Source organism: Aquiflexum sp. (genome assembly GCF_041751335.1).
In the GTDB taxonomy this organism is placed as follows: Bacteria; Bacteroidota; Bacteroidia; order Cytophagales; family Cyclobacteriaceae; genus Aquiflexum.
This window is the reverse complement of record NZ_JBGSXS010000226.1, coordinates 21133-31618: the sequence shown is the minus strand read 5'-3', so window position 1 is coordinate 31618 and position 10486 is coordinate 21133. Positions and strand designations below refer to the sequence as shown.

Annotated in this window: 6 protein-coding genes; 1 reads left to right on the top strand and 5 read right to left on the bottom strand. The window is 40.3% G+C overall.

Annotated features, from left to right (window positions below; all coding sequences use genetic code 11):
* Nucleotides 1–444: 444 nt before the first annotated feature.
* On the top strand, nucleotides 445–876 hold the full coding sequence (locus ACEW8U_RS11990) for a hypothetical protein (protein ID WP_373522280.1): 432 nt from the start codon (nucleotides 445–447) through the stop codon (nucleotides 874–876).
* A gap of 137 nt (nucleotides 877–1013) precedes the next feature.
* Here the strand turns inward: ACEW8U_RS11990 and ACEW8U_RS11985 are convergent, their stop codons facing one another.
* The 5 genes from ACEW8U_RS11985 to sprA form a co-directional block, all read right to left on the bottom strand.
* Nucleotides 1014–1682, bottom strand: a complete 669-nt coding sequence (locus ACEW8U_RS11985; protein WP_373522279.1) for an energy transducer TonB — start codon at nucleotides 1680–1682, stop codon at nucleotides 1014–1016.
* Nucleotides 1683–1799: 117 nt separating this feature from the next.
* Nucleotides 1800–2474 carry an energy transducer TonB gene (locus ACEW8U_RS11980; protein ID WP_373522278.1) on the bottom strand — a complete coding sequence of 225 codons (675 nt, stop codon included), beginning with the start codon at nucleotides 2472–2474 and terminating at the stop codon, nucleotides 1800–1802.
* A gap of 70 nt (nucleotides 2475–2544) precedes the next feature.
* Entirely contained in the window at nucleotides 2545–2925 is a 381-nt protein-coding gene (locus tag ACEW8U_RS11975) for a VanZ family protein (RefSeq protein ID WP_373522277.1), read from the bottom strand.
* Nucleotides 2926–2932: 7 nt separating this feature from the next.
* Complete coding sequence (gcvH, locus tag ACEW8U_RS11970) at nucleotides 2933–3313, bottom strand: glycine cleavage system protein GcvH (protein WP_373522276.1); 381 nt, start codon at nucleotides 3311–3313, stop codon at nucleotides 2933–2935.
* A gap of 52 nt (nucleotides 3314–3365) precedes the next feature.
* A complete protein-coding gene (gene sprA / locus ACEW8U_RS11965; protein ID WP_373522282.1) occupies nucleotides 3366–10412 on the bottom strand; it encodes a cell surface protein SprA in 7047 nt (2348 codons plus the stop codon).
* Nucleotides 10413–10486 lie beyond the last annotated feature (74 nt).

Genomic DNA, 10486 nt, shown 5'->3' with positions numbered 1-10486 from the left:
TTTCCTTATTTTGACCACTTTTACCGGCTGCAGTGTGATTGGTGATATTTTCGAAGCCGGCATGTGGATGGGGATAATAATAGTCGTTCTGGTTATCGCTTTGGTTTTTTGGATTATAAAAAAATTGCTATAAATATTTTTAGCATCCTTATGGAAATTGGTGTAAAAACCCCGTCACTTCTCAGATTTCAAAAAGATCCTTTAAGCATAAAGAAGGTCATTGCTACGAATAAACAACCTAAGCGATGTATAAAATGCACCGATAAATTTTTAATCCGACGAATATGCTGTACTTTAAGGGAAAACTGAATTCCTCTGATGACAAAGAGACTACGGATAAAGAAAGTTATATTTTTGATATTCATTTGGTTTTACTTTGACAATCCACTAATAGCCCAAAGTGGAAATAGATCCAACTTTATTGGGATCAATCCAAGCGTCACTGTGGAACCATTTTATGAAAAGGGAGAATTGGATATAAACATAATCCCAATCGTTTATCAAACACCTTTGACAAATATTTTTGACTTAAGACTTACTTCAATATGTAACCTTGGAATTAGAAATGAGGGAAATGAAATAAGCCATTTTGGGATTGAGACAGCTCTGCCAATATTTTTTAAAGCAAAGCAAGATAAAAAGGAAAGTTCAAAAGGATTATTTGTTGCACCTATTGTGAGCCTGACAAGAAATCGGAAGGAAGAACATAATAATGTTGGGCTTTGGGTTGAGCCCGGTTACAACTTATTGTTTGATAATAAATTTGCCTTGAGTTTCGGGCTTCAACTGGGCGGAACTTATTTTTCTTATGACAATGGACAAACCAAATGGGGCAATCACTTTGGAGTGAAAATTATTTTTGGTAAATGGCTTTAAGGATAATCAAATAGAATAAAATAATTGAATTTATAAATATAAAGCCCTAATACATTTACCTATCAGGGCTTTTTTTAAGAACTATGTAAGGAAATAGTAAATGCTATTACTCCCAATGAAGTTCGGTTATTTCTCTTTTATTGAAGCCTAAATTTAATTGGCAACCTCAATCTGACACGAACAGGTCTGGAACTTTGTTTGCCGGGATTCCAAGCAGGGGCATTGGTGATAACCCTGATGGCTTCTTCATCACATCCTGCACCGATTCCTCTCAACAACTCCACGTCGCTGATGCTTCCATCCGTATTTACAATGAACGAAATATAGACAGTTCCTTCTACACCCATCCTTTTGGCCGGGGTGGGATATTTTAGATTTTTATTCAGGTAACTGTTCCAAGCTGCCATGCCACCTATAGGTTGGGGCATTACCTCGGTGAAGTCCAATACTTCGTCCCCAATTTCGATAAGCGGAGGAATCAGCATAAAGGGTACAGGTGAAACCATGGACTCATCAATATTGATATCAATGTTGGGGATGTCTTTTGTAATGATTGCATCATCATCGATTTCAATAATGATCGGTGAGGAAACTAGAGGAGGCGGTAATTCTTGAACAGTAATGGGTATATCAGGAGTATTATCCCATAGTTCCAATTCTATGGCAGAGAAAGGGGATCTTTCTTCTTTTGGAGATTTCCACTCAAATGCGAATAAAACGAGAGATATACTGATGACTAAAGCTAAATTGAAAAACAATGATCTTTTGTCAGTCAATTCCAATTGGGGATGTTTTTTGGTTTCCATGGATACAAGATTTGGTACACCATGAATTTAGTTATAAATGAACTAAAATCAAATATAATAGAATAAAAAATTAGTTATATAATGTAAAAATAAAGGGGCTATAGCCCCTTTTATATTTTATCCAAGTTTAAATCTTATCGGAAGTCTCATCCTTACTCTTACAGGACGTCCTCTTTGCTTACCAGGGGTCCATTTTGGAGCTCCACTGACCACTCTGAGTGCTTCTTCATCACAACCTCCTCCAATTCCTCTGAGGATTTCAACGTCTTGTATTGAACCATCAGTGTTCACAACAAACACTACATATACAGTACCTTCAACACCCATACGTCTAGCTTGGGTCGGATATTTAAGGTTATTGCTCAAATACTTGTTCCAAGCTTCCATTCCTCCCGGAAATTCAGGTGAGTTTTCCACAACATCAAAAATCTCATCTGCTTTTTCCACTACAGGAGCATCAGCAATGACTACTTCTTTGATGACAGTTTCTTCTTTCACGTCCACATCGAAATTCACTTCGATTTTTTCCTCGATTTCAACCTCATCAGGAATCTCCTGAATAACAGGCTGCTCGATTGGTGGTGGTGGTGGTGGTGGCTGTTCCGTAATCGGAATGTCCAACAGTTCCTCAAAATCATCGGCTACTTGCCCAAGATCTTTCAAATTTCTTTCGTCAAAAGACTTGTATTCGAAAGCAAATAGGACCAATCCGACGCTAATGAGCAAACCAAGATTCATGAACATCCCTGTTCTCTTGGTCAAATCCGCTTTAGGCGTCTTTTTAGCTTCCATGGTTGTTAATTATAAGGTTAATAATTTATTTGATGCGTAAGGAATAACAATTCTAGCCATTTATTTTAATTTATACAAGCCTGTTGTTTGCCTTATATAAAATAAAAAAGACAATAAAGCCGAATGCGCCTCCTACTAAATTTGCAACAATATCCATGTAGTCAAAGGTTCGATTTGGGACAAATTGTTGTAAATACTCTGCTAATATAGGGAAAATAAAGCAGAATACTAATAAATTAGTAATTAAAATTCTTGTATTTATTCCCCTTTTTTCATTTATGGTGCCTACTCTTAGCCATAAAAAGGAGAGAACCGCAAACAGCAAAAAATGACCTAACTTATCTCCAAATGAAAATTCAGGCAGTTTTGGTAAAGATCTTCCCGGAGTGAACATCGCCAACGAAACCATCAATAGCCATAGTACCGCTGGAATTAATCTTCTGATTCTCAAAACAGGATCAGGCTCCAATCAATTCAGAATAATCTTCCGGTGAAAGAAGTTCATCTTCCGGTATTTCCCCTGTAATCCTCACTTTGATCATCCAGCCAGTTTCATAAGGAGATTCATTCACCAGTTCAGGGGATGATTCGAGTTCCTCATTGAATTCTATGATTTCGCCTTCGAGTGGCATAAAAAGATCAGAAACTGTTTTTACAGCTTCCACGGTACCAAAAACTTCTCCTGCGGCAATGGTCTCACCTACAGTTTCCACTTCAACATAGACAATGTCACCAAGTTCTCTTTGCGCAAATTCAGTTATGCCTATTGTGGCAACTCCATCTTCAATTTTAACCCACTCATGGTCTTTGGTGTACTTTAGTTCTTTAGGGAAATTCATATTATTATTTTTAAGGATTCCAAAAATACAAGGTTTCACCAAATGTAAAAACCTATTGTGCTAAATTAAATCTTAATTGTCCACCAAAGGCAGTAGAACTTCTTCTGAAGGCGGTGGTGACTCTTGGGTCATTGACCGTTCTATCAAAATAGAAAGTTATATTGAGGCTCTTATTGACTACATAACCGATTGTTGGTCTTATCTGTAAATTAAGGTTTCCATTGGTCACAGTGCTACCCTCATCGATTTTTCTTTGAACTTGGCGCGTATCAACTACCCGTGTATTGATCCTTATCTGCAAATCGTTTTGTAGAACTTCCTGCCTACCTTGGATTTTGAAAGGGATTTTTACACCTGCTTTGGTATAACCCAAATCAAAACCGAAATCCCTGCTGTTTTGTTCAGTCACCTGTGCATTGGAAAAATTCAACCCAATGTTTCTTTCAGAATTGTATTCCATTTTGATACTGAGTCTGTCCTTTGTCAATAAGTCAACACCAAGTAGCGGGGAGAATCTTTCAGAAAGAACCACCTGATTTAAAATAAAGATGGGTATATATTCACCGAACTCATTGGTTAGACTTGCTCCCGGAAAGTTTTGAATCCTGTTGTATAATTCAAGTCCATTTTGATACAACAATGAATTGGAAAAGTTGCTAACCTCGTAGGTTGATGCATATCCGTGGGTCAGGTTGATGCTTGAAAAATATTCCCTCAGGGCAGGGATCTGACCCAGTCCTTTATAGTCTACCCTCCAATTGGGGATGGGGATCCTTGGGAATGGATTAAGGGCAATAGTGGATGGGTCTTTACCTGAGTATGCGGATAGAAATGCCATCGTCAGCACATCCTGACCGTTTATGGAGTATTCCCCACCTGGATTTTGGGCATTTAGCCTTGATTGGATAATTCCCCTGTTCTGTTCAAAATTTGTGAAAATGGGGGAGTTATTATTTTGGTCATCCCTGGCCAAGGTAGTCCGTATCATGGAATAAGTAATGCTATAGCCACTCATTCTATTGGGACTAAGGGATTGGAAATTTCCTGGGTTCTCTGGGTTGTTTCTGAATATTTCACTGAATTCTCCAGTCTCTCTTTTTTTGGCATCAAGTTGAATCCTGAAATCCCGAATTGGTTCCGCCACTCCTGTAATTTGAAGGTTTCTGGTTTGGTTTTGTCTGAACAGCTGAGTGAGTTCGGTACTGGGGGCAATCAATCCCTGGTCTGCAAGTCCAAACCTGACATCTGGGTTTTGTCCACCGAAAATAAACCCTAGCCCCGGATTCATAAAACTCCTGTCCAGTCCCATTAGCCCCGTCTCAGCCATATAGCCAGGAAGAAATGTTCCCTCCACTATCGAGTAGCGGAAGTTGATGTCTTTGACCATAGTCAGGAATTTGATCAATCCCCTTGTGAATGGTGTACCAATCGTATCCTCGGCACTTACTGCGGTTCGCCCTGGTATGGTCGGTCTTTTTGGTGCATTCAAAGCCCTGTATTTGGCATTTTTATTATATAGTTTGACAAAGTCCAGTTTGCCGGTTATAGTTTGGTCCCGGGTATTTTGAATGACATTTCCCAGTGTGTCTCTTTGGCCGATTGCACCGGTCAGCCACGTGTAATTTGCTGAATACCTGTAATCTGCCCCGATCCAATCCAGCATTCCTATTTTATCCAATGGGATTTTGTAATTGCCGGTTACCTGATGGTTATAATTGGTAGTTCTTCCAAGATTTCGGATATTGGTTCTTACGGAATCCCTTTTGGCCTCTGTATCCAGATCTCCTTCAGGTTCATCGATAACTGCCATTATTCTACTAATAAAGTCAACCCTTAGGTTTTTGGTCAGATCCCAGTTTAGGTTGTAATTCCGATTGATAAAGAAGCTTTTTTGGAAGAAAGGATCCACACCATCTGTAGTGAGCTGGTCATTTCTGTATTGGGTCCTGATAAATCGCCTGTCCACATCTACCCTCGCCGCAAAAGAGGTGGGTACAAAATTGAAATTGATATCTCTGATGAGATTGAAATTACTTCCGCCCAACCATTCAGCATTTTTGAATGGCTCCAGGACCAATGGTTTGGGTTGATAGACATAGGCGACGTTTCCGACATAGGTTTCAAAATCATAACTTTGGGTATTGATATTGCTTTGTTTGACAGAACCATAAGCATAGGAAAAGGAGAAATTGCTGAGGTCGTAGATTTTGCTCACCTCCCTTTCAGGATTTCTGTTTTTCCGGACATTGGTAAATCCGATGTTCCTTCTCCTCATCTGGTCAAGTACCTGATCTCTATAAAATTCCCTTTCTGCCTGCGTTTGGAATTTCTCCAATGCCCGATCAAATAGTACGTCAGGGTTTAAGGGGTCATATTGTGGTCTGCTGATTGCATTTTCCATACTGACATACATTGGAATGGTAACATTCAAGGCCTCAGGTAGGAGTTTGTCCACACTGACATTTGCTGAAATATCATATTGGGTTGCGGCAAACATTGCCCTTTGGGAAAGTCTTGTTTCCAGTCCGCCAAATCCAAAAGTACTATGTCTGATCGAACTTGAAATTGTCGCTACATCTGCGATCTGAGCATTCAGGATGGCATTGGCCGCCCAACCTGATGATTCAGTGAATCCGGTAACCCTCAATTCGTTTGCCCAAATACAGATGGATTTGGAAGCACCACCGGCAGTTCCGGGATTCCTGATACCGATCATCATGCCCTGAATAAGACTGAGTTCAGGACGTCCCACCACTGTAACCTTGTATTGGCGGACATCTTGGGAAAAGGCCAGGTTTAATGGAACCCGCTGGTTATCCCTATTGATTTTTACACCTACGATTTCATTGATGGCAATATCAATTTCATTTTCAGCAGGCCATATCTGTTGTGGGTCTCTTGTTCCTTTCGGAGTGATGAGAAGTGGAACCTCAATTTCATAATAGTTGTCCGTGTAATCAGTTCCCATCCTAAGGAAAGCAGTCAGCTCTCCATCCTGGGCATCATCACTGTCAGCATGGAAAAACATTTTGAGTCTTTCAAACTGTACAAGGTCCAAGGAACTTGCATTTTTGAAAACGGCTCTTGCATCTTTGGCCTGAAGGTCTTCCACACATAGCCTGATGGATTGCTCGTTGAGGACCCTTTCTACTGAAGCTAGATTATCCCTGTCCCTTACTATTCCAGGAGGAAGAACATAAGGGCTCTGGGTTGCACTTCCCTGACCATTTTCTTCTATATTGACTACATCCACATTGAAGTTGGAATTGTCAGGCTCAGGTATTTCAAAAAAACCACGGTCAAAAAGTGATTCCTGGAATACACGCCACTGACTGGCCACCAACCTGAAATTAGCCATTCGGAGTACCACAGGCTGCTCAAAGTCCGTCAAATAGGCCCTCATAAATCGGATGGATTTAAACCCGGAGATATCACCCTGAACCCTATCAGGGGTTCTGACAGGTATCCTGATCAAATACCAATCGACCTGATCTCCGCTTTGGGTTGTCGTTACTTTATCGATAACGTAATTTCTTCCCACTTCCATCTGACCTGGCCTAAGGTCTATTTCATATTCATAATATGCCTCTAACTCATTGATCGTATTGTCATTGTTCAAATCTTCATTATTGGGAAGGTTTGAACCTGAAGGTGTATAAGGGAGGTTAACATTGGCAGTAATCGGAGTATTACCTTCCATACCGTTGAATTTTTTATGCCGCTCCAGGATTTTTACATCGTTTATGTCAAATTCTTCATCCAGATAATATTGGAAATCATCGGCAGAAGCATCCTGAGTGATTCTTTGTAAGGCATTTGGGCTGACATTTAGGCGGTTGATAAATCGGTCACTATAGAATTCAGCCTCATCTTCACTTCTCAATCCATCCAGACCTACATCCTGATTTACCCTTGATTCTGGTGAGTTGTCAAAAGCCGGAATCAGAAACTGTTCCCTCGTGATTCTTCCCCATTCTGTTGTAGCTACTGCACTTGGATCTCCGTCACTGGGAAGACCGTTTTCGAAATTGTGTCTACTATCTTTGATGATATCTTCTGAAATTTCCCCTAGATTGAATCTTAATTTTCCTCCAGTGGTGTTATTTTCATTGAACACACCATCTAGTACTCTACCATTTTGCCCTTGAATAAATGGATCCAAAAGCCAAAACTCCAGATATTCAATGTTGGTCCTGTCAAAATCCACTTCTGTGGTAATTGGCCTGGTAACCCCACCATAGTTGAGTCTTGGATCAGGCAGTAATCCTTCTGAGGTCAGATTTGGATTGTAATTATACATTCCCCTTTCGTGAGGGAAATAGGCAATTTCAAATAGTGGTTCTGGAACTACAATAACATCCCTATCCCTTCTTTGGAAAATCTCCTGGGGAAGAACCCTTCTAACATAATGGTTGATCCTGTCTTCTCTAGAAATATTAGTTGGTACCCCTGGGCCGCCTTCTCTATAGAAAACATTGTCAATATTGTACCAAGCTATTTTTGCCCTCCTATAAGCATTTCCTAACCTATCCTCGGTCAATGGACTGAGATCAAATGTGTTTGCGTCTGTCTTTGGAGTTGCGGCCAAATGCCAGGTCTGTGCAGCTGCTCCACCAAGGTTGTAAGGTGTGATGGCTGTTTCAAAATCATCAATGTAGGATGCTTGTTCTCCATTGACCTTGTTAGAGGTTCCCGGCAGAAGTTGTGCAAATTCTCCACTGAACTGCACGATTGATTTTTCTTTGGTATTGGTAAAAGGTAATGCGTCTGCGAGCTTGGTCAACCATCTCGATTCGTCATTGAAGTTGGCATCTAATCCCCACATGCTGTTTCTCAATGTCTCACTTCCTGTTGCAATCCTTGTAATATTGGGTCTTTCATTGAGGTATAGGAAAGTACCGCCAATATTGAATTTGTCATTGAGAATATAATCCAACCTGGTACCCAACAAACTTCTGGTCTGAAATGAAACCAAATCTGCTTTTTCAAAACTGACAGAAATCCTTTTACCAGATTGAAGAATTCCTTCATTGATGATGGTGACTCTTCCGAAATTATAATCCACCGTGTAATCAACACCTTCGGTAAGCGGGATATTTCCGGCCATCAAAATGACAGATCCCGGGGAAATATTAAGACCCGGTAGCAAAATCTCCGAAGAGGATCCTGCGGTTAATCGGCCTTTAATGAAATATTTGTCATATCTGGTGACCAATTCAGCATCTGCTTGGGTGGTACGGTACAAAGTATCGAAGACAAATTTTTCAGCTAAATTGGCCTCATTGGGTAAGAAAAGATTTCTCAGTGTTCTTCCAAAAGGTTCCAGAACTGGGAATATCAACAATCCCCTCTCAGGTATGATGGTAATCCCTGGAATAAAATCAAAATTTCCATCGGGTGCGGGGTCATTTTGGGGGTTGAGATTATCTAAACCTGTTATTCGGATCAAAGGCACATTTTTTAAATTCTCACCTTCAAGCAGGGTAGGGTTATCCAAACCTGTACGGTCATCCCTATAAATCACCTGAAGTTGAAAGCCATCCTGCTGGATCTGATTGGCATTTAGGTTATAGACATTCTTCATCATCAGGTCCCAAGTTGGAATCCTGATATTGATCCTTGCGGGTCTCAATAATTTAAGGAAAATCAGGTCACTGATAGGTCGGTTTTGATAGTCTTCAGAAAGTTCACCTACTTTATAAACCTGCCCATTAAAGGTGTATTCATAAGAAACTGCCAATACTTCATCATTTTGAAGTCTTCTTGAAAGTGATACATAGCCCAATTCTCTATTGAAAATATACTCTGTGGGAGCGAGCTTTCTGGCCCCATTTACCTGTTCAAAATCCGAACCCTTTACCAAATCCAAAGTGGATTCCATCGCTCCCGAACCAGTATCAAAAGGTCTAAATGCCGGATTTGAATTCAAATTGTTAAAAAGAAGGTTTGCGGCATTTGAAGAAGGTGCCCCTGAATTGCCTGGACCAATGTTTGGGTTTTCGGGTTTGAACAATCTGTTACCTTCACCAAGGTCAATGAATGCTGTAAAATTCCTCAGGGTTTCGGTATTCTGTGCCCGGTTCATGATATAGACTTCCACTCTTGTAATATTTACGCCCGATAAGATTTGGGGAAGACCACGCAGCCATCTTTCATAATTTTCACGGAAGAAATGTCCTAAAAAAAAGTGTCTGTTTTCATCATAGGCTGAGCCTTGTATTTCGAACTGTCTTCCCTGTCCACCACCTTCAATTACCAATTCGTCCCTTCTTCCTCGCTGGGTTGAAGCTACACCTGTTACGAAAAGCTTTCCGAACTGCATTTGTGTTTTGACACCAAATAGATTCTGGGCACCTTGTATCAGGCTGTTCTGGACAGGCATACTTACATTTCCGATTTCAATGGACTTGACAATATCTTCTTGGAATCCTGTATATTCGACTTTGAGCTGGTTTTGAAAATCAAAGGAATTGTTGGAATCAAAATTGGCACCCACTTTCATTTTTTGCCCAAGTGTGCCGTTGACGGCCATCTGGATCTGCTGGTTGAAGTTGAAGTTGCCGTTCTGTTGCTGACGAATGGGGATTGAAGGATTGTCAATCCTTCTGAAAATTGCGCCGAGATCAAGGTTGACAAATCCCGTAGGAACGATATTGATTTCATTGCCACCAAAAATCCTGTCAAAACTCGGACTGGTAGTTAAAGGAGGAATTAAGTTTCTGCCACCTACAGGACTATCGCCGTCAAGTCCTCTTGATCGACTTCTCCAATATTCCTGTCTTACCCGGTATTCCTGTATTTTGGAAAATTCATCAAAATCATAGATTTGCCCTGAATCTATATTCGTAGAATCGTATTGTTCATTTACCCGATATTGCAATACTGAATCGATTTCTACCTGAATTCTCGGCTGGGTTATGTTGAATTGGTAGAAAGGAGAATACCTTGGTAGAAATTGGTTCTGTTGTGGAAAAAGTGGATTGGTGTTAAGATTTGGCCATAACAGGAAGGATGGTTGCATCCTTCTTTTGTTCAAGGAATCAAGTCTGACTTCAAGACTATCCGATTCCACATCAACTTGTGAATAGGCCTCAGGCATGTACATAAAAATACATACCATCAAAAAGATTCCTATTGATGGGAAATTAAAATTTGCGCCTTTTTGTGAAAAAA